This window comes from Leuconostoc sp. UCMA20149 (genome assembly GCF_030400235.1).
GTDB classification, from domain to species: Bacteria; Bacillota; Bacilli; order Lactobacillales; family Lactobacillaceae; genus Leuconostoc; species Leuconostoc pseudomesenteroides.
This window is the reverse complement of record NZ_VJYC01000009.1, coordinates 14,363-37,642: the sequence shown is the minus strand read 5'-3', so window position 1 is coordinate 37,642 and position 23,280 is coordinate 14,363. Positions and strand designations below refer to the sequence as shown.

Sequence of the window (23,280 nt, the reverse complement as noted above, 5' to 3'; positions counted from 1 at the left end):
TTTTGAATTATTGCAACTCGGCGCGATCACTTTTTGTTGGAGTAATAATGAGTGATTCTATACGTTGCATGTTTAATTTGTACTTATTACGCCCAATTTTATCAATGAATCCTTCGTCTACAAGTTGGTTATAGGTGTACAAAAGATGTCGATAACTGATGCCAAAATATTCCATCACCAGTTGATGGGGTTCACTATATTCAGAGTTATAGGCATCATTCAGCATAAAAGTCGCTAATCTTTCCTTAAATGAATACGATTTAGCAGTCAACATCAAATCAGTACGTTTAATAATTTTATTAGCCAAATAATGATTAAATTGTTGTAAAAAAGCAACATCATTAATCAAATATTTAGTTACTATTGCTTGCGGAATTGCTAAACAAACGCTGCTTCCTAAAGATACTACCTGTTTGTAGCTAGTAGTGACTCCGACTAACTCTAACTCACCAATCCAATCATTTCTATTCAAAAATTCCAGCAGTGTGCTCTCACCGTCATTAGATAAAAAAATAACCTTGGCTCGTCCTTTAAGTAATAATAAAAGCCTTTTTTGTGTTTGATTTTCTTCAGAACTAGTTATAATATCGCCATTCTTAAAATAATGAATTTCACTATTTTTGTACACGTCCTTTGGTAAATTTTTTAAATTGTACTGTTCAATCATGGTTGATGTAATCATAATTCACCTCCCTAATGTGCGATTTAGCATATTTGGATTATATCACATTGGTTATACTAAGAATAACATCAATCATTTAGGAGAATAATCATGATTAAAAACATCATTTTTGATTTAGATGACACCTTACTAGATTTTCAACGTGGTGAATATGAAGGTGTTCGTAGTATTTTAAAAAATGCCGGTGCCCCCGATATAGAAGAAGCCTTCAAAATATATGGCCGAGTCAATGCTGCTGTTTGGCAGCAAATTGAATCCGGTGATGCAGCACAACCACTATTGAATCGCCGGTTTTCTGATACCCTAAATCAATTAAATATTAAGTCCGACGGTCAACAATTGGAGCAAATTTATCGTGAGCATCTTAACCATAATTTTCACGTTATTCCCGGCGCCACAAATCTATTAAAACAACTCAAATCAAATGGATTTAGACTAATTGTGGGGACAAACGGTGTTGCAAAAACACAACATGAGCGATTAGTTGGTTCAGGAATCAACAATTATTTTGATGAAATTTTTATTTCTGAAGAAATCGGTTACCGAAAACCGGAGCCTCAATTTTTCGAAACAATCTTAGACAATAATCCTGACCGAAACATCAGCAACACTGTGATGATTGGTGATCGCCTTTCAGCCGATATTGTTGGCGCTAATGCCGTTGGTATGAAAAGTATCTGGTACAATCCCCATCAAAATCAAACCACCAGCAAATCAGCTCCCACCTACATCGCAAATGACTATCAGGATATTTTAGACTTAATATTGTGATTGCAAGCCAAAATAGTTATCTTCTATCAAAAACAGCTAGTAGCGGAACGTCTTTGCGCGTTCCACCAATAGCTGTTTTTAAATGTCAAATGAAATATTATTTGTATTATGCTCGACACTAGCCGGTGTAATTTGAACTAACTTAACAGCAGATGAATTCGCAATTTTTAAAAAGGCTTCCCCAACTGGCAATGCCATTAACGCTAGGCGAGAATTCTGTATTGCTGGTGGCAGCGCGTCAATTTCCTCTGGACTACCTAATCGATGACAAATTAGGCTCCCAAATTGTCCGATTAGTTTTGCGGATAAATCCAGTGGACTTTGTGTACTCATCATCAAATCGACACCAACTTTGCGGCCTTCACGTAAAATTGAAAAAATGCCATTGTCCACTGCGATTACCTTAGGCAAGTACCGATGTGCTTCATCAATAAAAACCACAACCGGAAATTGCTGCGGGAAGCGTTGCCGATTAATCATCACTTCACGCGTTAAAATATCTATTAAAGTTTGGCTAAAATGTATGTCGTTTGCGTATTCAGATAAATCAATGATTAGGCTTTGTTCTGAAGCTCGGTGGGTTACAAACAAATTAATTAAATAGCCGACATCATAGTGAACAACATGATTATCACTGCTGTCTTCCGGCAATTCAGTCACCTTCATTGCGCGTAACGTCAGACGTAGTGTCTCCAAGTCAGACCAAACACGCTGTATCATGTCTTGATCATATTGCTGCCCAAGCAACGTGAAATCGGCTTTATCATCATTTCTGGGGATGACAAATTCTTCAACTAACTGATCAGCAATCAGATTGAGATCGAAGTCCTTATTAGCAATGCTCAAACGTTTGAGATTAAATTGATGACTGTCCCTTGTTCTATTAATTTTTTTATAAACTGCCGTCGACTTTAACACATTACGTGAAATTTGCAAGCTTTCAATCGCAAGTGGTAATTTTGACAATAATTGGGGATGAGTGATATTTAACATTTTGCCAATTTCATTGGCATTCAAATGATTAATATCCAAAAAACTATCCCTTCCAAGTACAACACGTCTTGAATCTGGAATTGATTGATATTCTCCCGTTGGATCAAGAATGATTAGATTTTGGTGAAATGTCTTCATGCCCATCATAATCGCTAGTGCCGTTGTAGACTTGCCACTACCAGTTACACCAGTAATCAAAAGATGTTGCGCCAACAAACTGTCCAATCTAACCGGTTCATATTGTTGATTAACGCGATTAAAAAATAATGTTTCAAATCTTGTTTCCACTTGTTATCCCCCTTAGTTTAAAACAAGGTAATCGTACCACTATATGCCATAAAAAAAAACAGCAAACGATTATTTTCAGAGATAGTGTAAAATAGATAACAGTACTAAGGAGTGGAGAATTAACCTATGGCTTCTGAAATCACATTAAAAACAATTGAAACACACGATTTGCAAGATTTTTGGCAAATCAGCTATGGTCCATCGGCTGACTTGAAATGGATGAGCCTAAACGGTCCGTACTTCCACGATCCAGTCCTGAATTGGGAAGATTTTTATCAGCGCTTTTATCCGGCCAACATTAATAACCCGATGGTAAAACTGATTATTTATAACGGTGAAATTGTTGGATTGGTTTCAGCGTATTGGGATGATGGTAAACTAAAACAGTGGTTAGAAGTTGGTATTGTGATTTATGACGCCAATAAATGGGGGTTGGGCATTGGTGGCGTTGCTTTAAAGCAGTGGCTTAATGAAATGTTTACGCTTTTTGATTACTTACCACATATTGGTTTCACAACATGGTCTGGTAACATCGGTATGCAAAAATTGGGTGATAAAGTGGGCATGACAAAAGAAGGTGTGATTAGAAAAGTAAGGTATTGGCATAATCAGTATTATGATTCAGTTAAGTACGGTATTTTGAGAAACGAACTATAGAGAGTGTCCGTCACCTCTTATTTTCAAGTTTACAAGCAACTTTTATTAGTTTATAATGTCATCTATTATGTATTTCAAATAAAATTTTAATTTAAGGAGATTTATTTGTGTTCAGCTTTAAATATGACGATGATGTTAGTCTATCATTGCCCTTACCAGATCAGGATTCAGAAGCATTGTACGCGCTAGTCGAAGACAGCCGTACTACCCTGTCCCAATGGTTGCCGTGGGCTGATCAGCTCCGCTCTGCAGATGATGAAAAACAGTTTCTAAAAACAACGCTAACGCACTTCGGTACGGGGGATTCTTTAAATTGTGTGATCCGTTATCGTAATCAGCCAGTTGGTATGGTCAGCTTTAATCGAATTGATAAAGCACATCAACATTCAGAAATCGGCTATTGGCTAGGCAATCAATGGCACCACAAAAACATCATGCATCGTGCCGTCACGGCTTTACTAACAATTGGCTTCACAGAATACAACCTACGCAAGATCATTATAAATGTCGACGTTAATAATGACGCTAGTAATCACGTTGCTCAAAAATTAAACTGTCATTTGGATGGTACTAAACGTGACGACATCTTATACAACAATGGTAAATTTGCAGATATGAACGAATGGTCATTATTACGTTCAGAGTGGGAAAAACACGATAAAAAAAGCAAAGAATAATTTCATTCTTTGCTTTTTTTCGTGTTTAAATCATATACTGCATATCAAAGTCTATTACGCCAAGATATTGATTTGTCGTTGGGTTCCCTACGTCTTTAAACCCCTGTTTTAAATAGAATTTATGCGCTGAGGCACGCGCTGATAAGCTGACTTGTTGATAGCCTTGCTTTTTGAAATCATCAAGTGCCCAGCGAAACAATCGTGATCCGAGTCCCTGCTGTTGATATGACATATCGACAGCAAAAGATACTAAACGCACGGTAGCGGTATTTTTTTGGTAAGTTGAAAATGTTGCCACCAACACATCAGCGACCGTAATGCCATAAAACTGATTATTTTGCTCAATCACTATTTCTTCAGGTGTAATTAATTTGCCGAGAGGCCCCCTTAAAACAGCATTTCTCAAATCAATATTTTGTTGATAAAGTTGCTTATTTGCAGTTGTAAATTTTTGAAAAAATGGTTGGTTAGTCACAGTATTAGTGCCCCGTTTCATCATTTGATGCCACCATTTTATCATACTCAACGATAAAAATAGTCACCACGATTTAATTTATCAAGAAACTCTTCAGGCGTTTTGTGTTTTTTGTAATAATAGGTTTTATCATTTTCATTAATCTCACGCGCAACCTTAGCAGGATTGCCAAAAGCGACTACATTGGCAGGAATATCTTTTGTGATGACACTGCCCGCGCCAATAACTGAATTTTCACCAATTGTGACGCCTGGTGTAATTGTGACATTAGCACCAATCCAGACATTGTCACCAATTGTAACTGGAAATGCATACTCGGCGCCTTCCTTAGTCCTTAAATCTGGATCAATGCTATGACCACCAGTATAAATGCCTGTGTAAGGTCCAATTAAAACATTGTCTCCAATGTGAATTGGTGCAGCATCAGCCAACGTCAAATTATTATTACCAAAGAAATTGTCACCAACGTGAATATTGAAACCATAATCAACTTGTAGCGGAATTTCGATAAAAATATTTTTACCCGTCTCACCTAATAAACTTTCTAAAATATCTTGACGTTTCTTTAAGTCACGATGTCTGAGCTGATTATATTCAAAAATTTTATCTCTTGCACGCATATTCAGTTCAAACAAAGCTTCATCTTGATGATATAAATCGCCTCTAATCATTCGTTGATATTGAATATCATCTTTTTCATTCATAAATTAATCGCCTTTCATCACGTCTGCTTATTGCCTTGTCGTTTCATTTCTTCACTGAACGATTTGAACCTACTTTTTTGCATAATTTTCAATCAAATCGCGTAGCTGCCTGAAATCCTTTTTAACATCATAATCATGCCGTTTTTGTGCTACGAGATAACGCATGAGTTCTTTAATGCGGTCAATGTCAGTTTCATCAGTATAATCAATCCAGTTCACATGCTCTAACCAGTCAATGTATGCATGTTTACCTTTGCCATAACTATTACCAAATAGTAAACACGGCGTACCTGTTAATACAGAAAAAACCATCGCATGCCAACGGTCGGTGATAATCATTTCTTGATGTGAAAACAACTCTAGTTCTGCGTCAAAGAGAGCTTCACGCGTAACTGGTGTTATTTTTTGTGGATCGTCTAAAACAGTATCAACACGGTCAATTGGACGTTCTGTCCCAAGCATTGTTTTGATGTTATCAATTGTACTTTGCTTAACCACTTTCTCAGAGTCGTGACGTAGCACAAACAAGGCGCCGTGACGTTTGAATTTTAGATCAACAGCATTCATATATAGCACCATGTCAGGTGTAAATATGACTGGATTATCGAAAGTTGTTTGCATGCGATGAAAACTTTGTGCATCACGTGCAACAAGCACAAGATTGGGATTCATGCGATATGCTGCTTGGCTTTTTTTCTTTTCAACCTCACCGTCCTCATTTTCTTCAAAATGGATTGACTGTGGAAATGAAATCGTCAAGTTATTGACAAAAGTTGAAAAGACTTTACGTCTCGCTTCTTCATGATTATGATACAAATTTCCCATGTTACCACCACCAGTAAAAGCAATGATATCCTTGGGCTGTAAATGTTCTTGGATGACTGGAATAGCGTAATCGTCATCTTCTTCAATAATTTCAATATATTGATATTCTGGAAATTAATTTTCGACATATCGTCGTTCTGCTAATGAAACAGCTTGATCGCCCATGTTAGTATAACTAGGCACACCAAACATATAAAATTTTGGCCGATCATTGTCAGGAATTTCGTGGACAACTGCGGTTGTATCAACATAAAAATTTGCCATTTGACTAACTACTCCTTTGATATATTATAATTTAGCATTTTGATAAGCATGAGACATTTTGCGACCATTAACAAATAGAATCGATAATATTATGCTGATGCCATTTGTTACTGCAAACACAAAGAAGACAACCGCTGTGCCTAACCACGCAATCAACTGCGGATAAATCAAACTAATGAAAAAATTAGTAATCCATGTTGTCGCGGTTGCCACGGACATGAATTGTGCTTTAACTTTTCCGGGAAACATTTCCGCCAACAACAACCAAGTGACAGGACTGACGATACCTTGATGATTCGCCAAAAACAGCGTCAATGCAATCAATACTAATGCATTTGTGACAGTTTGAGAGAATATAGTCGATTTCAGAATAGCACCTAACAATGCCAAAAAGACTACGTTACCAATTAAACCGATAATCAATATCCGATGATGATTAGTTTTTTCAATCATTCGAGTACCAAAAATACTTGCAATCACAGACACAACACCGATTAAGATATTTGCATAAAGTGATCCCCCTTCACCCATACCAACTTTTTCAAGTAAAATAGTGCCATAATACATGACCGTATTAACACCTGAAATTTGCTGAATTAATGCTATTACAATACCAGTAATTAACAGGTACAGTAATGTTTTATTTTGCAGTGCGCGCGACCAGCTAAATTCCTGGTCATCTGATTCTTCAATCGCTTCAGTTTCACTTTTAATAAGTGAATTTGTATTCTTAAATCCCAAACGACGGAACAACTGTCTGGCGCGATTGAAACGTCGCTTGAATAATAGCCATTGGGGGCTACCGCTAATACGAAATGAATTAATCCATAAAATCACAGATGGGACGGCCGCCGATAGAACCATCACACGCCAGATAGGTCCCCAATCACCCCAAATATTGCCTAAAATGGCATTAACAACAAAGGCACAAAGTTGCCCAAGAACAATAAAAATAGCATTTTTGTTAACATTTGCACTTCGTAAGTTATCCGGCGAAATTTCTGCCAAATACATTGGTGACAAACTCGATGCAGCACCAACTGCAATACCGAGAACAAACCGAAAGATTGACATAGACCAAAAATTTATAGCCGCTGCACACAGTACAGTTGCCACCGTAAAAATAATCGCAATCAATCGCAACGTTTTTTTACGACCAAATTTGTCAGCTACTTTACCACACCCTAGTGCACCAATACAGGCACCGATTACTAGTGAACTTGAAACAATGCCTTGTAATGATGGTGTTAGATTTAGTTGGTCTGATCGACTCATAAAAGCTAAGGCACCGTTGATCACACCAGTATCATAACCAAATAGGAAGCCACCTAAGGAAATAACATAAACACAATAATTCAAAAAATTAAGTTTAACTTTTTTATTTGTTTTGTTTTGCATACTTATCAATTCTGTCCTTTATTTGTTTTCGCTTTTTCCTATCTAACCACTTTAATAACAGCGAGATGTCAAAAAGTGTTTATAAAAAAGCCTCATTTGTATGAAACAAATTAAAGACTTAGTTACTCATTTATTCGAATTAAGCTTAATCCGCCTTTTTGTAATCAGCGTTTTTAGGATTATGGTCAAAGACATTTTCTTTGTCAGTTGACTCAGGATCATCCTTCTTGTTTTGTGATTTAACATCAATTTTTTCTTCTTCAGACATACAAATATTCTCCATTCATCCAGTTTGAAATCAATAATTCTTGTAACAGGTGACTGAATAATTAGCGGTGATCGCGTTCACGGCCATTTATTAAGTCACCAAAACAATTCGTGTTTCAAATAAAACTCATGTCTCCTTCCACTTGTATTAGCGATTACATTAATAATACCACTTTGGTTAAATAAGCAATAAAATAAGGCTCAAAAATTGGTTTAACAATTTTCGAGCCTCTGTAAATCTGTTGGTTTAATTTCAATCCGAATAGTGTTGTAAAATTGACACAATTCGTTGACTGGCTTTACCATCGCCGTATGGATTCTTGGCAATTGCCATTTTCTGATAAAGGACATTATCAGTCAGTAATGCTAACATATTGGATAAGACAACGGATTTATCTGTACCAATCACTTTCAACGTTCCCGCATCAACCCCTTCAGGCCGCTCTGTGGCATCACGTAACACCAAAACTGGTTTATTTAATGAAGGCGCCTCTTCTTGTACACCACCCGAATCAGTCATCACAAAATAGCTTCGTGACATTAGATTGTGAAAATCAACAACATTCAGAGGGTCAATTAAATGCACTTGAGAATTATTATCAAAAACATCATGAGCCAAGGTTTGAACGGCTGGGCTTAAATGAACTGGGTAAATCACATCCACATCAGGACGTAATTGCGTCAGTTCATTAACAGCTTGGAAAACATTAGCCATTGGTTGTCCCTGATTTTCACGACGATGCATCGTTAATAAAATTATTTTATGATCTGATGGGATTTGGGATAAGACATCGTGGTTATAGCTTTTGTCAATCGTATATTGCATGGCATCAATGACAGTATTACCCGTCACAGCAATTTTAGACGATTGAATGCCTTCTTTTAACAGGTTTTCTTCACTCAAAGTTGTTGGCGCAAAATAAATATCTGACAAACGATCTGTGAGTTGTCGATTCATTTCTTCAGGATAAGGCGAATATTTATCCCATGTTCTTAGGCCGGCCTCGACGTGCGCAATAGGTATTTGGTGATAAAACGCACTCAAACTAGCTGCCATTGTTGACGTTGTGTCCCCATGGACTAAAACAAAATCTGGTTTTTCTTGGTCGATTACCACATCTAAGCGAGACAAAATTTTAGTTGTAATCGTCGTCAATGTTTGGTTTTTTTCCATAATGTCGAGATTATGGTCTGCATGCAGATCAAACAAATCCAAAACTTGATCTAACATTTCTCGATGTTGTCCAGTCACAACAACAATTGAGCTCATACCAGATGTCTTTTCGATTTCTTTGATAACTGGTGCCATTTTGATTGCCTCTGGTCGCGTGCCAAAGACGGACATAACTTTAATCATTTAATCCTCCTAAGATTGAAAGAACTGTGAGTGTTGCGTCGTAATAATGCAAATCTGCCATTGAATCAGATAATATGATTTTCTGATTCTTAAATAAAATATCGTAGCCATAGTCGTGATTAACAGAGGCTGCATAATAAATCGGTGCGTTGAAACTAGCCATCGTTTGACTATTTAAGGATTTACCCTTTAACGTATATCCAGCGCTAATGGTACTTTGTTTTTTGAAAAAATTCATGAGCTTAGTCAGTACCTTTTTTGCTTGCTTATCCGACGAATCGGCCAACATCATCGGTACTCGACAAGCATTGGCAGAATAATCTCCGTCATTTGCACCCGCAACGCTATTGGCTTTAGCAGGTTTTGCTTTTGAATGGCTCACTACCGCAAAGTCCGGTAACAAACCGCTCTGGTTCCTAGCACTTAAATCAGACAAATATTGCAACATGTTGGTATTGACTGTCTGCCAAGTTGAATCTTTGGTCACTTCGTGTAAATTGTCAAATACACTCGGCATGACATCGGAAGTTCTCATGATTTGATAATAATCAGAAGATTTAGTTACCCAGCTTCCTGTTGTTAAAAATTTATCTTTCTGGTTGTATTCATATTTCAAGATATCATCAGCTATCTTTTTTGCTAAGTTACGGTACTTTGAAGCAGATTGTGGCCATGTTTTAGCGGCCGTTAATAATGATTGCGCAATATATAAATCGCCATCAGTTGCTGATTGGTCGGAGCCCACCCACTTTTGAGATTTGTTATATTGTTGTTGCCAAGACATTAAGTAGGTTTTTTCAGCCTTATTATTATCAGTTTTTACTGTAATACGATTTTCCAAATAATAGGCTAGTAATCGTTCAAATTGCGATTGTTTCGCCCAACCTTTTTGGCCCGCTTTAGCGATAATTTGCATGCCATAACCTTGTCCCTCCGACAAAGCTACCGGTTTCTTTTTGTTTTTAATCGTATTAATCAAGTCTTGTTTTGAATTATACTTGACAATAAATTGATGTTGCCAATCCTGATATGCTTTGTATTTCACGTCTGTTTCGTGATTTATTCTTAATGCAATTAGGACACCAATATAAGCCAAAATAATTAAAAGGCTTAATATAACTGGATACTTGTTGGATTTCATTTTGATAACCTCCTACTTGATTAATCTTCAAATCGCTTTGTTTTAACCCAACGTGTGCCATTCCTTTTAAATATCTTATCCATCAAAACCTGTAATACAGCGTGTACAGAAACAATAATAAACAGTTGCGAATATGTGAAATATGATGCCAAAGCAATTCGAACTGATTTAGCCGTAGTCTGACCAAATTGCGAAGCCAAAGCAATACTGATTTGTAACATATACAGTAGGATCATCAAAAGCCAATTAAAAACGAGCACTTGTGATATCTGCGTATTGCCTTGTGTAAATGTAAATGGCATTTGCGTGTTGGGATCAAACCAACTCCAAATCATAAATCCAAAATTAACCAAAAAAATGATGTCTGATAGAATGACTGCCGAATTAAAGATAAAAAATGTCGATGTAAAGTAGAATGTTTCAAACTTAACGCGCCAATTACTCTTGTTAAACAAATTTTTAAAGTTATCAAGAACGACTTGATAGTTACCTTTTGCCCATCGAAGGCGTTGAAAATAATAATCTTTAAGATGCTCTGGTTCTTGCTGAAAGGCTTCAGAGTTGTATGCAAGAGCAATTAGTTTACCACTTTGCATAATTTTAAACGAAATATCGGTGTCTTCTGTTAAAGCACCGTCACTCCAACCACCAATGCTGTCAACAAAATCACGTTGAATAATAAAATTGGTTCCTGGAATTCGACCAATTTTAAACATGTGCCACATAGCAATGTGTTGAATACGTTGGCTGACCATAATTTCTTGATTAATGAAGCGAGTTAAGTAATTTTGATCAGCATTTCTAGTTTTATTACGTCCGAATACGGCCATATACCGGTCCGGATTTTCCAGTGCTTTTTGAACTAGGAAGTATAATGCATTTTTTTCTGGCATGGCATCTGCATCATAAACGGCAATAAATTCACCGCGGGCAATTTTGAGAGAATCGTTCAAAACCCCGGCCTTACCACCTGTACCCGTTCGCTCAATTATTTTGTAGTTGCGTCCTGCGTGCTGCTCATCGGCGAAAGCCTGACGCATGCGATCTGCTGTGTGGTCCGTGGAATTGTCTGAGTATAGTAACAATTCAACTTTATCTTTTGGATAATTAAGTGCTAACAATGCTCGTGTTGTATTTTCAATCACGATTTCTTCGTTATGCGCAGGTACGACAACTGTTATAAGTGGATAGCGTGACAACGCTGGTGTCTCGATAATACGATGGCTATTTTTAAACCAAAAATGAATTGCCCCACTTAACATGACAAATGAAATGAACAGTGACAACCAAATTAACATCAAAGTCACAATCATCAATAGCTGATTAATCGTTTGCATTCAAGTCACCTCTGGCCTTTAACTCGCGCAAATGCAAATTCACTTTCGTGGTCTCAACACGATCATAAATAATCCACATGAAGTACAATAAAACTAACATTATAATGAAAAAGATAATGCTCACAGCAATTGAAAAGAAATAAAAAAAGTTAATCATATCATGTCTCCTGTTAATGCTTTTGCATATATTCAACGATAATGTCTGTCTCCATTTGACGGTAAAGTTTGTTCATAGCTAAATCTAAACTAGAATATTTATCAATATTTTTTTCATTAATATGCATTGTCGCCGTTTTAAATTGTGGTTTAAACCCGTCAACCATGATTGTTGCTAATTGGTCGTTGACATTATTATTCAGTTGCATTAAATTGGTTTCCGACACAGTATGCGAAATAATCAAAAATGTGGCATTGTCAACGTAATAAATTGATTCACCCGGCAAACGATCTTGTTTTAAAATAGTTTGAATAGCTGATAGTATTTCAGCATACTCAGATGCATGAAACTGTTTATATTGTTCATGATGCGACCATTGAACAGCCGTTACATCAATCCAAACCTCTAATTTATTTTGTTTTTGAATAAACTCAGCTGATTTTGAAAAAGTATTGCTGGCGGTGTGCAAGGTTTGGAAGTTGACGGCTGGATCATAATGTTCAACGTAAGCCTCAATGTTGGCACGATTCGTTGCAATCCAGCCCAAATCACCGATAAAATGACGACCTAAAATGGTGACAAAACTTAATATTGGATATGCAGCTATCACAACAATTCGGGTAAAATTAGAAATTAATGGATACCCAATTGTCAGTGTAAATATACCTGCTGCTAAAATCAGTACCACCATCCAAGACAATAAAACACTGGGGATGAAGAGACCTGAAGCAACGGCCAATAGAATCAGTGCCGCCATTGCAACAGTGATGTTATTAGTGCTCATATCGGCCAAAAGCATAAAACTCACTATGGTCATAGCGATTAAAAAAATCGTTAATGTCCCAAATCTAATCATTTTTATTCGTTTCATCACATGCTCCAGTCAATCCGTCGTATCTGTATATAATAGTTTTAATCGCGTTATATATTACTGAAAACATTATATAATATATACGATATATGGTCAATAATCTTATTTAAAAAGGAAACAAAAAACACATATTGTGCATTCAAAGGTACAATATGTGTTTTTTATTTAGAATATTATTTCGTTTTGTGTTGCTGTAATACCAAAATATCTTTTATCACATCACTAATGTTGACGCTCTTCATGCGATCATATGCTGTCGTTTCTATTTCGGAATAAATACCATTGAGTGTTTGTTGGATATTGCCACCAACAATACAGTCTGGATTAGTTTTTGGATCAATATGTAATAAATTATGGTCAATACTAATCGCAATATAGACATCATACAGACTGATTTCTGATGGTAACTTGGCTAACATCGGTGTTACCGCGCCCTGTCTTGTGGTAATAAACCCACTTTCTCGTAACTCACTCATTAAATTTCGGACAACACTAGCGTTGGCACCAATGCTGGCCGCAATCATTTTACTAGATAAATCGCCATCCCGATAAATATCCAGGAAAGCTAAGATGTGTATTGCATCACTTAATTTATATGAAAATCGCATCAGCTGACCTCACTTCCTTCCTAATAAGTATCGCATAAAAAATGACATTACACAGGTTGTTATGTCATTTTTTCTAGACAACTTGCTAATTATCTGATAATCTCTTTCACTGCTTCAGATAAAGGCGTCAAATCATGTCCCAAAATTTGAGGCAAGTCATCACTAGGGTGTGCTAATGAGCCATCATCAATGGGTGTTTGAAATGATGTTACCATAAGTGCTGTGTCATGATCTAAACCATTTTTTTCTAATTGTGACGTATACTCACTTTCAGAAACTTGCTGAATGCTAGATGACGCATTGAAAGCGCTCTTAACTGTCTCACCAAGTGTTGCAAAGTTAATCGAAGGACCAGATAATTCGTAAATTTCTCGTTCAGCACCATTAGCTAAGACGTTCGCTGCAGCTTCTGCATATTCACGTTCTAATGCCCACCCTACTTTTTTGTCTGCCCAATAATAAGCAGAAGCATCACTAGCAGCAGCTTGCAAAAAACTCGTTTCATTTTCTAAATACCAGTTGTTTCGCAAAAATGCGTGCGATAATTTGGCCGACACAATGGCTTGTTCCGTCCCACGGTGGTCTTGCGCTAAGAAATTCTCAGATTCGTCAGCATGCGGAAAACTAGTATAAACAACAAATGACACATGATTAGTTGCTAAAGCATTGACAACATTTTGATGTTGTACTAACCGTGGCACTTCTCCACCCGGCTGCGACGAAATAAATAACACCCGATCAATACCCGACAGCGCTTTCGTCATAGCTGATTCGCTATCATAAGATGCCTCACGTACTTCGATATCCTTGAAAGCTTGTTTAGCCTTTTCTGCGTTCCGCGCGATTAGTACAATGTCTTTTTTATCAACAAGCGTTAGTAAGTGTGACACAGCTGCGCGGCCAAATCGACCAGTAGCAGCAGTAATTGCATATTTAACCATGATAAATTCCTTTCGTAATAAAAAAGTTTATAATTTATTATAACACAACTTGTTGTTTTTAAAACAACAAGTTATTAAAAAACAAAAAAAGACCATAATGGTCTTTAATATGATCTATCTAATATTCTGGTAACCACTTCAAATCTGCAACCGCTGCCTTAGCATCAGTCACGCCTTGTGCGATGCCTTCATCAATGGCAACTTGCGCTACGGCAACAGCAACAATTTCTGAAAATTCATCCAGATGAGAAACAGGTGGCAAAACAGCCGTACTATCGTCTGTTAAAGTGTCAGCTAATGCGTGCGCAGCTGCTGAAATCATGCCCTGCGACAATACTTTTGCACGTGCTGCAATCGCGCCTAATCCCAAACCTGGATAAACTAAAGCGTTATTGCCTTGCCCGATTTGGTAAGTTACACCCTCAAAAGTCACGTCAGCGGCTGGAATACCAGTTGCAATTAATGCTTTACCTTGACTCCATTTGATCAAATCTTGTGCACTTGCTTCAGCGAGCTTGGTTGGGTTAGATAATGGGAAAATAATTGGTCGATCAACATAGCTAGTCATTTCACGAACAATTTCTTCGGTGAAAGTCCCTGGTTGGGTTGACGTGCCCACCAAAATGGTTGGCTTAATTGTTTTAATCACCGCAGTGAGATTGGTGAGTTCGTCAGCATTAGTAAATTCTGAGCGCGAACGAGCAAATGGTTGTTGCGCAGGCGTCAAGGTATCATCATCATCAAACAACAATCCTTGCTTATCAACCATGTAGAAGTGCTTGCGGGCTTCGTCTTCACTCAATCCTTGTTTAACCATTTCAGTATAAACTTGGTTTGCAATCCCAGCGCCCGCTGATCCGGCCCCAAAAGTGACATAAGTTTGATCAGTTAGTTTTTTGCCTGTCAGCTTCATTGCCCCCAAAACACCTGACAAAACGATAATGCCTGTGCCTTGAACATCATCATTAAATGTTAGAATTTTATCTTGGTATTGTTTCAAAATACGTGCTGCATTTGAACGTCCAAAGTCTTCCCAGTGCAAATAAACATTTGGAAATGCGGATTCAATTTCATCAACAAATTTTGCAATGAAATCATCGTACTTTGAACCACGAACACGTTCATGCTGATTTCCTAAGTATAGTGGATCGTAAAGCAATTTTTGATTGTTTGTACCAGCATCAATCACAATTGGCAACACATTTTCTGGATTGATACCAGCTGCAGCAGTGTATACCATCAACTTGCCGACTGAAATATCAACGCCGTTAACGCCCCAATCGCCAATACCTAAAATACCTTCAGCGTCGGTGACAACAACTAATTTAATATCTCGGCCATTTGCTGCACCAAGTAAAGTTTCTTTAATCGCTTCAGGATGGTTGACATCCAAAAATGCTGCCTCTTGTGGATCAACATAATTTTCCGAATAATTCTCGATTGACTCAGCAATTGTTGGATCGTAAACAATTGGCATAAATTCAACAACATGCTGCGAAAAAACTTTGTAAAACAACACGCGATTCGTGTCAAAAATTTGCATTAAAAATTTGCGTTTTTCAATATCTGATGTCTTAGTTTGATATTGTGCGTATACCTGCGCAGCTTGTTGTGCAATTGTCTGAACAACCGGTGGCAATTGACCAACAATATGATATTGTTGACGTTCTGCCTGTGTAAAGGCTGTACCTTTATTTTTAAAAGCATCATTTAAAATATTTGTCATGTCCTGATCTCCTTTTCACTTTATACGCGGATGTGTCATGTCAGCTGGCACAACCCATTTATCAAAATCCGCGGCCGTAATTTTACCAGAAGCAATTGCCGCTTCACGCAGTGTAGTTCCCTCTTTTTGTGCTTTTTGAGCGATATGTGCTGATGTTTCATAACCAATATGCGGTGATAATGCCGTAACAGTCATTAACGACTGATCCACTAAAGCCTTCATTCTATCTGGATTAATGGTCAACCCAGCTACTAATTTATCGTCCCATGATTGAATACTTTCCTGTAACAGACTCACAGAATCAAGATACGTTGCAATGATGACAGGCTTATAGACGTTCATTTCAAAGTTACCTTGTGATGCGGCAAAGTTAATTGTGGCATCATGTCCAAACACGGTAGCAGCAACCATTGTTAGCGCTTCAATTTGTGTAGGATTTACTTTACCAGGCATAATAGAAGAACCCGGCTCATTGGCTGGAATATTAAATTCACCATATCCGGCACGAGGTCCTGACGCCAAAAAACGAATATCATTTCCGATTTTGACTAGGTCAGCACTCAACGTTTTTAAGACTGAGTGAACCATATTGAGACCGGAATGTTCAGCCATGCCTTGAAATTTATTCGGTGCATTCACAAAGGAAACGCCGTAAAGTTCAGCAAGCTTTTTAACGACTTCAACATCATAATCTGGCGCCGTATTTAATCCTGTCCCTACCGCTGTTCCCCCAATGGGCAATTCAAGCAATGTTGGTAAATTTAATTCTAAATAATCGATGTTATGCTGGATACCCGATGCCCAGCCAGAAATTTCTTGTCCGACAGTCATCGGTGTTGCATCTTGTAAATGTGTGCGACCAATTTTAATGACATCTTTATAGTCCTGCGCTTTCTGATCAAATGTTGCTTTGACATGTTTGAGAATGGGCAACAATTTGACAGTCTCCAAGAACGCGGCAATCGCCATTGCAGTAGGAAATGTATCATTTGAACTTTGCGAATGATTGATGTCATCGTTTGGTAGTAAAGGCAAATCCGGTTGTATTTTAGCGGCCAGATGCGCAATGACCTCATTCACGTTCATATTAGTTTGCGTGCCCGACCCTGTTTGATAAACGACTAATGGAAATTGATCTTGGTATTTACCCGTCAATAATTCGTCGACAGTCTTAACAATCAAATCAGCTTTGGCTTGTGATAATTCACCAAGCTTAGCATTCGTTAAAGCAGCTGCCTTTTTGATGTGCAAAATTGCCTTAATGACTGGATATGGCATTCGCCCACCGATTTTAAAATTTTCGTGTGACCGTTGTGTTTGTGGTCCCCACAAGACATCATTTGGAACCTTAACTGGACCAATGGCGTCTTCTTCAATATGATATGCCATGCTAAATCCCCCTTTTTATTTTATTGTAACCGTTTTACTAAATAACAATGTTACGTTTTTTTTCATTTTTTAAAAAAATTTGTGATTTAATTTTTTGAACATCATCAAAAGTGAACAAACTAGCGTTATGCTTACTGCAATTATAGAACTTTCTGACTTTTTAGGTGTTGCAGACGTTTGTGGTAGTTGCTCCTTAAAATTGTTTTGGTCAATCGGTGATTGAAGAGTTGGCCTTTCAAAATCGTTTTTGACAATTTTTTTGTTGCTAATTTTAGTTTCTGTTTTGGTTAATTTAGCAGGATCTGGTACATCAACTTTTGTCTTAATGTAGATCGGCTCTGGTACGTCAACTGCCCAACCATGCGCCTCAGGTACATCAACCGCTGTCTTCACATAAACTGGTTCTGGCACGTCAACTGCCCAACCATGTGCTTCCGGTACATCAACAGCTGTCTTCTCGTAAACTGGTTCTGGTACATCAACCGCCCAACCATGTGCCTCGGGTACGTCAACGGCTGTCTTCACATAAACTGGTTCCGGTACGTCAACTGCCCAACCATGCGCCTCGGGTACGTCAACAGCTGTTTTCTCGTAAACTGGTTCTGGTACATCAACCGCCCAACCATGCGCCTCGGGTACGTCAACGGCTGTCTTCACATAGACTGGTTCTGGCACATCAACCGCCCAGCCGTGCGCCTCGGGTACATCAACTGCTGTCTTCACGTAGACTGGCTCGGGTACATCAACCGCCCAGCCATGCGCCTCGGGTACGTCAACGGCTGTCTTCACATAAACTGGTTCCGGTACGTCAACTGCCCAACCATGCGCCTCGGGTACGTCAACTGCTGTCTTCACGTAGACTGGTTCTGGTACGTCAACTGCCCAACCATGTGCCTCGGGTACATCAACGGCTGTCTTAATTTGAACTTGAGCATAAACAATCTTCGTCTCAATGTTTGCTGCGTTTAACTGAACATGATTATCTGTAATCGCGTCTGGTTCCGCTGTCTTGACATAATAATCACTAATACTTGGTTCACCATTATTTCCCAAATCATCATTATCGGTTTGCCAATCGCTATATTCAACCGCTGACACTTCACCGGCGTTATTCACATGGTAAGTGGCTGTTCGGGTATACGTCACTTGATATGTCTTATCGGCTAATAACTGCTTGCCTTGTTCGTCCACATAGTGAATCGTCTTTGTAATGACCTTTTCCAAACTGGCTTTATCTGTCCCATCTGGTTGCTTAGGATCATTTGGTATCTTCGGATCAATGATCGTCCCAGGATTGCCTGGATTATATGGCGTGTTCACAATTGTCCAGCTACTTAATCCTGGTGTCTCTGGACGCTCATAAGGCGCATAAACGTATCGTACTAATGTAGAGGGAACAAATTTATTACTCAAACTAAAGTTTGCATTACCGCCATTTTTGTGTGCGCTGATCAACCCAGGATCATTAGGATCAGATACTAAGAGTGTGTAGTGGTAAATTTGTCCAACAGTTTGGTAAACAAATGGTCGCCCATTGTCATCAAATTGATTCTGTCCATCTTTAGATTTTAACCAGTAGAAATTACCTTGATTAAAGGCTCTAACAGCTTCATCTAATGACGTGGTTGGTTGATTTAAGTTTGCAACATAAGATTTTGAGTCGCCGTTCTCATTTTGAATCACGCGCCAAACAGCAAATGCATAAGCACCATGGGCATCTTGCCGGATATTTTTTGTATCAATCTTACCGTTTATAAAATCATTGAAGCCATCGTTTAGTTGTGATTCAGTATAGGCTTTACTTTGTTCGGATACCTCACCTGTTTCTGCACCAATCGTTTTAACGTAATAATAACCTGGGAAGTCAAGTGGCTTGCCGTCAATGACATTAGTTGTATGATAAGCATCAATTTTAGTTACTGCTGGAGTAATGACTGGTTCTGTCAAATCGGCATAAATTTCATTTCCATTTTCATCTTTTTGTTTCGTGTCGACTGAAAAATGAACTTCTTGTTCAGTTTGTTTTGGTAGCGTCATCTCTATTCTATGAGGTAATGATATAAACGATATTACACCGTGACTATTAATTGCATATCTAAATTCATTATCAAATGCAAAATCAAGCGCTACACCTTGATCAGAAGTTTCCGAATTGTTAATGACATATGTCTTCATCAGTTGGTTTTTAGTATTAATTTGTTGTAATACAATGCTTTTCAAGTCTTTGCTAATTCCGACATATAGATGCTTAGTCGCCGGATTTGAATTAAATTGCATCCCATTATATCCTTGGATATCTGAAAAAACGCGGTACGCATTTCCATTTGAGTCCTGAATTTGGATGGGATAATCATTAATCTTATTTGGTGATATTGTCGTAACGGCTTGTTTTTGTTCCGGCGTTAATGGGGCAGGTACAATAGTTGTCTCTGAGTTGTCAGTAGCTGCATTTTTATCAGGTTCGTCAGTTTTTGATAACTTATCTGGCTCCGAAGCATCAGTTATTTGTCCACGTTCAGTATTGCCATCATTATTCTGTGTGCCAGTTTCTGTATCTTGGGCGTTAGTTAGCGACTCATCAGCCATTTTGTTTTTAGTTGTGTCACTAGTGTCATTTACTATCTCGCTGTCGTCACTAATCGGAGATGTACCCTGAGATGGCATGTTTGCGCTCGTCTCACTAGACTGAAAACTACTATTTTGAGTTACCTTGTCTTGTTTTAAAGACTGATTAGAGTCCGGATTATCACTGACATTTTTGTTTACTGTCAAACAATCATTGCTGCTCACAGTGTCAGCATGGGCAATATTGCTGTTTAACACCACTGTGCCTCCCATGAATCCGATAGAAAGTCCAGCTACGATCCATAGCTTTCCTGCCTTAAACATCTTGAATCTTTTACTTAATAGTTGTCGCTTGTCCTTCATTGCTCATAATCCCCTTTTTTCTTTATTACAGTTGGTATTATCTCCCCATAATATTTATTTTCGGTCATCAATTCTTCAATAGATTGATAGACAATTATTCACAAATACTTGCTATCGTTGAGTGTAGTAGTTGTTTAATAGATTAACTTAAGGAAATAAATTATGAATCGTAATTTAAAAGTTATGCAGACAAAACGGAAGATTTTTTTAGCAATCATTAACTTGTCACGTGATACCCCGATTAACAAAATTAAAAATACTGATTTAGCAACCATGACTGATTTGAATCGCGCCACCATTAAAAAATATATTCAGCCTGATGCAACACCTGATGCTTTTTTTGAAGAATTTCAAAAGGAATTACTTGAGAGAGTCCACTTAGCTTATCAAATTGGTCCAGAGAAATGGTATGATCCCAACATTTATTCACATTCTCAAATGCTCAACCAATTGCGCGTTCTGTTTGATTTTCAAAACGAACTACGTCAGTTGTTTATATACTGTGGCCATACAGCCGCCTATTTCTTTCACCAGCTAAAATTAGGAATACAGAGTCGGGACTTCACAATTTATCGTATTGAACAGCAATCAGAACACGTTCCTGGACTATCATATATTTCAGAGCGACAAGCAGTCTTGTTCAAAAATGAACTATTCGCTTTAATCTGCACTTGGATTACAAGCGAGAATCCAGAAACACCCGAGGAATTTATCAAAGTTATTGAAAACTTGTGGGCTAATCAGATGGTTTGGCCATAATTGAGTGAAGTTATTACCATTTAAAAATCACCGAAAATTTAAAACAGCAACATCATTATATTTTTTCCATTAACCTGTACTAAATATAACTAATGCCGAAGTCAACTAATTTTTTTGACTTCGGTTTTTTAATTAAAAAAGAAAAAAATGAATTCTATATAAAATTTAATTTTTATCGTTAAAAGCATTGTGCATCAACTAGCGTACATTAATTTTCTACTTTAATTGATCTACCCCAAAATGTAAGCGCTTGCATTTTTGAAATAGACGTTTTATAATCAACGTAACTTGGAACGTTCCATTTATTTCATTTTTAATATTTGTAAATCAGTACAAAACGACACGTTCCAAAAAGGAGAAAAGTATGCAAACAGAAAAATGGTGGCAAAAGGCTGTCGTTTACCAAGTCTATCCCAAAAGTTTTCAAGACAGTAACCATGATGGTATCGGGGACATCCGCGGTATCATTCAACGATTAGATTACATTAAACAGTTAGGCGTTGATGTGATTTGGCTTAATCCCATTTACAAGTCCCCTGACATTGACGGTGGCTATGATATTTCTGATTATCAAGATATTAATCCTACTTTTGGTTCAATGGCTGACTTTGACGAACTATTATCAAAATCCCATGCAATGGGATTGAAAATCATCATGGATTTAGTTGTTAATCACAGTTCATCACAACATGACTGGTTTCAAAAAAGCCTAGCTTCTGCAGAACCAGACAATGATTACCGTGATTATTATGTTTGGCGCGATCCAGTTGATGGTCACGAACCCAACAATTGGGGATCTTTCTTTTCTGGTCCTGCTTGGACTTACGATGAGCAATCAGGTCAATATTATCTCCACCTTTTTGCCAAAGAACAGCCCGATCTCAACTGGGATAATCCTAAAGTTCGCCATTCCATTTTTAACATGATGAATTGGTGGGCTGCCAAAGGTATTGACGGTTTTAGAATGGATGTCATTTCCCTTATTTCAAAACCTGATGGCTTACCCGACGCACCAATCACCGGTGATTCAATATTTGGTAATCCAGGACCTGTGGTGTCTAATGGCCCTCGCGTTCATCAATATATCCGTGAAATGAACAATAAAGTTCTTTCCAAACATGATTGGATGACTGTTGGTGAGACAACGGGTATGAGTGTCAACGATGCTAAAAAGTATGCCAATATTGATGGTTCTGAACTAGATATGCTATTTCAATTTGAACATGTCGGATACGATGGCGATACGAATGCGGCTCAGGGTCATTTTTCTGGCTATACGCCAAAGTTAAAGGACATTAGGGACAGCATGCTTTTGATGGTACCGGATGGACTAGCCTCTACTGGAGTAACCATGATCAACCAAGAGCAGTTTCTTGGTTTGGAAACAAAGCACCTGAATATAGAGAATTGTCAGCAAAAATGTTAGCAGCATTACTTCATTTTCTGCAAGGAACACCCTATATTTATCAAGGTGAAGAGCTAGGTATGACCAATAATGATGCATTTCAATCTATTACGCAATACCGTGATGTCGAAACATTAAATCTCTATCGACAAACAGTTGAACAAAAAAAATTGACATCGTCAAAAGAAATGTTAGATTATTTGCGTATTCATTCTCGCGATAACGCCCGCACCCCAATGCAATGGGACACATGTTCAAATGCCGGCTTCTCTGATAGCACACCTTGGTTAGAAACTAACCCTAATTATCAAGCCATCAATGCCAAAGCAGCACTCGACAATCCTGATTCAATATTCTATTTCTATCAAAAGTTGATCAAACTTCGGCACCAACTACCAGTCATTACTGATGGTACGTTTAAGCTTTTGCCTGACAATGAGCAGGATGATCACATTTTTGCTTACACCAGAACCAATTCTGAAACGACTTTATTGATTATTGCCAATTTCACATCTGACACCATCACTAGAAATTATGATGTTCCCAAAACCGCTCAATTATTGATTCAAAATTATACAGACGACCAAGAAACAACTATCCGTCCGTATGAAGTTAAAGTTTATCAATATCCCACTAAATCCCTAAAAAAATGAGTAATAA

20 protein-coding genes and 2 pseudogenes are annotated in these 23,280 nt (G+C 37.8%); 5 read left to right on the top strand and 17 right to left on the bottom strand.

The genetic code is table 11. The annotated features are described in order from the left end of the window. Window positions 1-7 precede the first annotated feature (7 nt). Entirely contained in the window at window positions 8-682 is a 675-nt protein-coding gene (locus FF105_RS07895; protein WP_290046573.1) for a cyclic nucleotide-binding domain-containing protein, read from the bottom strand. Between the two features lie 90 nt (window positions 683-772). Between FF105_RS07895 and FF105_RS07890 the strand changes: the two genes are divergently transcribed. Continuing rightward, window positions 773-1,453 carry a YjjG family noncanonical pyrimidine nucleotidase gene (locus FF105_RS07890; RefSeq protein WP_147651639.1) on the top strand — a complete coding sequence of 227 codons (681 nt, stop codon included), beginning with the start codon at window positions 773-775 and terminating at the stop codon, window positions 1,451-1,453. A 78-nt stretch (window positions 1,454-1,531) separates the two neighbouring features. Here the strand turns inward: FF105_RS07890 and FF105_RS07885 are convergent, their stop codons facing one another. Further along, window positions 1,532-2,734: an ATP-binding protein gene (locus tag FF105_RS07885; RefSeq protein WP_290046572.1), complete on the bottom strand. Its 1,203-nt coding sequence runs from the start codon at window positions 2,732-2,734 to the stop codon at window positions 1,532-1,534. Window positions 2,735-2,860: 126 nt separating this feature from the next. On the opposite strand from FF105_RS07885, the gene FF105_RS07880 reads away from it, so the two are divergent. Both FF105_RS07880 and FF105_RS07875 read left to right on the top strand, forming a co-directional pair. Then, window positions 2,861-3,391, top strand: a complete 531-nt coding sequence (locus FF105_RS07880; RefSeq protein ID WP_147651643.1) for a GNAT family N-acetyltransferase — start codon at window positions 2,861-2,863, stop codon at window positions 3,389-3,391. 107 nt (window positions 3,392-3,498) lie between these two features. Beyond that, window positions 3,499-4,068, top strand: a complete 570-nt coding sequence (locus FF105_RS07875) for a GNAT family N-acetyltransferase (RefSeq protein WP_147651644.1) — start codon at window positions 3,499-3,501, stop codon at window positions 4,066-4,068. A 25-nt stretch (window positions 4,069-4,093) separates the two neighbouring features. Here FF105_RS07875 and FF105_RS07870 read toward each other — a convergent pair whose 3' ends face one another. From FF105_RS07870 to FF105_RS07800, 15 genes and pseudogenes are all read right to left on the bottom strand, one after another. Further along, a complete protein-coding gene (locus FF105_RS07870) occupies window positions 4,094-4,567 on the bottom strand; it encodes a GNAT family N-acetyltransferase (protein WP_168441492.1) in 474 nt (157 codons plus the stop codon). A gap of 23 nt (window positions 4,568-4,590) precedes the next feature. Continuing rightward, on the bottom strand, window positions 4,591-5,247 hold the full coding sequence (locus tag FF105_RS07865; protein ID WP_228934291.1) for a sugar O-acetyltransferase: 657 nt from the start codon (window positions 5,245-5,247) through the stop codon (window positions 4,591-4,593). A 69-nt stretch (window positions 5,248-5,316) separates the two neighbouring features. Beyond that, window positions 5,317-6,336: pseudogene (locus FF105_RS07860) on the bottom strand (polysaccharide pyruvyl transferase family protein). 24 nt (window positions 6,337-6,360) lie between these two features. Further along, complete coding sequence (locus FF105_RS07855; protein WP_168441493.1) at window positions 6,361-7,734, bottom strand: sugar porter family MFS transporter; 1,374 nt, start codon at window positions 7,732-7,734, stop codon at window positions 6,361-6,363. A 145-nt stretch (window positions 7,735-7,879) separates the two neighbouring features. Then, a complete protein-coding gene (locus FF105_RS07850) occupies window positions 7,880-8,002 on the bottom strand; it encodes a hypothetical protein (protein WP_004913832.1) in 123 nt (40 codons plus the stop codon). A 252-nt stretch (window positions 8,003-8,254) separates the two neighbouring features. Then, on the bottom strand, window positions 8,255-9,358 hold the full coding sequence (gene wecB, locus FF105_RS07845) for a non-hydrolyzing UDP-N-acetylglucosamine 2-epimerase (RefSeq protein WP_147651652.1): 1,104 nt from the start codon (window positions 9,356-9,358) through the stop codon (window positions 8,255-8,257). Continuing rightward, window positions 9,351-10,499, bottom strand: coding sequence for a glycosyl hydrolase family 8 (locus FF105_RS07840; protein WP_147651653.1), 1,149 nt, complete (start codon window positions 10,497-10,499; stop codon window positions 9,351-9,353). The genes wecB and FF105_RS07840 overlap by 8 nt, the downstream gene beginning before the upstream one ends. A 20-nt stretch (window positions 10,500-10,519) precedes the next feature. Then, entirely contained in the window at window positions 10,520-11,827 is a 1,308-nt protein-coding gene (locus FF105_RS07835) for a glycosyltransferase family 2 protein (RefSeq protein WP_147652050.1), read from the bottom strand. Beyond that, window positions 11,823-11,993 carry a hypothetical protein gene (locus FF105_RS07830; protein WP_168441494.1) on the bottom strand — a complete coding sequence of 57 codons (171 nt, stop codon included), beginning with the start codon at window positions 11,991-11,993 and terminating at the stop codon, window positions 11,823-11,825. The genes FF105_RS07835 and FF105_RS07830 overlap by 5 nt, the downstream gene beginning before the upstream one ends. A gap of 13 nt (window positions 11,994-12,006) precedes the next feature. Further along, window positions 12,007-12,864, bottom strand: coding sequence for a DUF2721 domain-containing protein (locus FF105_RS07825; RefSeq protein WP_148423872.1), 858 nt, complete (start codon window positions 12,862-12,864; stop codon window positions 12,007-12,009). Between the two features lie 173 nt (window positions 12,865-13,037). Then, window positions 13,038-13,472 (bottom strand): Rrf2 family transcriptional regulator, encoded by a 435-nt coding sequence (locus FF105_RS07820; RefSeq protein ID WP_147651657.1) that lies wholly within the window; start codon window positions 13,470-13,472, stop codon window positions 13,038-13,040. 89 nt (window positions 13,473-13,561) lie between these two features. Further along, window positions 13,562-14,413 carry an NAD(P)H-binding protein gene (locus FF105_RS07815; protein WP_147651659.1) on the bottom strand — a complete coding sequence of 284 codons (852 nt, stop codon included), beginning with the start codon at window positions 14,411-14,413 and terminating at the stop codon, window positions 13,562-13,564. Between the two features lie 118 nt (window positions 14,414-14,531). Beyond that, entirely contained in the window at window positions 14,532-16,139 is a 1,608-nt protein-coding gene (locus FF105_RS07810; RefSeq protein ID WP_147651661.1) for a malolactic enzyme, read from the bottom strand. A gap of 15 nt (window positions 16,140-16,154) precedes the next feature. Beyond that, complete coding sequence (locus tag FF105_RS07805) at window positions 16,155-17,528, bottom strand: class II fumarate hydratase (protein ID WP_147651663.1); 1,374 nt, start codon at window positions 17,526-17,528, stop codon at window positions 16,155-16,157. A 69-nt stretch (window positions 17,529-17,597) separates the two neighbouring features. Continuing rightward, on the bottom strand, window positions 17,598-20,456 hold the full coding sequence (locus tag FF105_RS07800; protein ID WP_168441505.1) for a mucin-binding protein: 2,859 nt from the start codon (window positions 20,454-20,456) through the stop codon (window positions 17,598-17,600). Window positions 20,457-20,618: 162 nt separating this feature from the next. On the opposite strand from FF105_RS07800, the gene FF105_RS07795 reads away from it, so the two are divergent. Both FF105_RS07795 and FF105_RS07790 read left to right on the top strand, forming a co-directional pair. Then, window positions 20,619-21,215 carry a hypothetical protein gene (locus tag FF105_RS07795; RefSeq protein WP_290046571.1) on the top strand — a complete coding sequence of 199 codons (597 nt, stop codon included), beginning with the start codon at window positions 20,619-20,621 and terminating at the stop codon, window positions 21,213-21,215. Between the two features lie 364 nt (window positions 21,216-21,579). Then, window positions 21,580-23,273 (top strand): annotated as a pseudogene (locus FF105_RS07790) (alpha,alpha-phosphotrehalase). The last annotated feature ends 7 nt before the right edge of the window (window positions 23,274-23,280 follow it).

Coding starts and splice junctions, on each gene's coding strand:
- FF105_RS07805 (WP_147651663.1), bottom strand. CDS start 17,528: ATGGCATATCATATTGAAGAAGACGCCATTGGTCCAGTTAAGGTTCCA.
- FF105_RS07870 (WP_168441492.1), bottom strand. CDS start 4,567: ATGATGAAACGGGGCACTAATACTGTGACTAACCAACCATTTTTTCAA.
- FF105_RS07895 (WP_290046573.1), bottom strand. CDS start 682: ATGATTACATCAACCATGATTGAACAGTACAATTTAAAAAATTTACCA.
- FF105_RS07820 (WP_147651657.1), bottom strand. CDS start 13,472: ATGCGATTTTCATATAAATTAAGTGATGCAATACACATCTTAGCTTTC.
- FF105_RS07850 (WP_004913832.1), bottom strand. CDS start 8,002: ATGTCTGAAGAAGAAAAAATTGATGTTAAATCACAAAACAAGAAGGAT.
- FF105_RS07815 (WP_147651659.1), bottom strand. CDS start 14,413: ATGGTTAAATATGCAATTACTGCTGCTACTGGTCGATTTGGCCGCGCA.
- FF105_RS07810 (WP_147651661.1), bottom strand. CDS start 16,139: ATGACAAATATTTTAAATGATGCTTTTAAAAATAAAGGTACAGCCTTT.
- wecB (WP_147651652.1), bottom strand. CDS start 9,358: ATGATTAAAGTTATGTCCGTCTTTGGCACGCGACCAGAGGCAATCAAA.
- FF105_RS07840 (WP_147651653.1), bottom strand. CDS start 10,499: ATGAAATCCAACAAGTATCCAGTTATATTAAGCCTTTTAATTATTTTG.
- FF105_RS07825 (WP_148423872.1), bottom strand. CDS start 12,864: ATGAAACGAATAAAAATGATTAGATTTGGGACATTAACGATTTTTTTA.
- FF105_RS07800 (WP_168441505.1), bottom strand. CDS start 20,456: ATGAAGGACAAGCGACAACTATTAAGTAAAAGATTCAAGATGTTTAAG.
- FF105_RS07890 (WP_147651639.1), top strand. CDS start 773: ATGATTAAAAACATCATTTTTGATTTAGATGACACCTTACTAGATTTT.
- FF105_RS07855 (WP_168441493.1), bottom strand. CDS start 7,734: ATGCAAAACAAAACAAATAAAAAAGTTAAACTTAATTTTTTGAATTAT.
- FF105_RS07795 (WP_290046571.1), top strand. CDS start 20,619: ATGAATCGTAATTTAAAAGTTATGCAGACAAAACGGAAGATTTTTTTA.
- FF105_RS07830 (WP_168441494.1), bottom strand. CDS start 11,993: ATGATTAACTTTTTTTATTTCTTTTCAATTGCTGTGAGCATTATCTTT.
- FF105_RS07880 (WP_147651643.1), top strand. CDS start 2,861: ATGGCTTCTGAAATCACATTAAAAACAATTGAAACACACGATTTGCAA.
- FF105_RS07865 (WP_228934291.1), bottom strand. CDS start 5,247: ATGAATGAAAAAGATGATATTCAATATCAACGAATGATTAGAGGCGAT.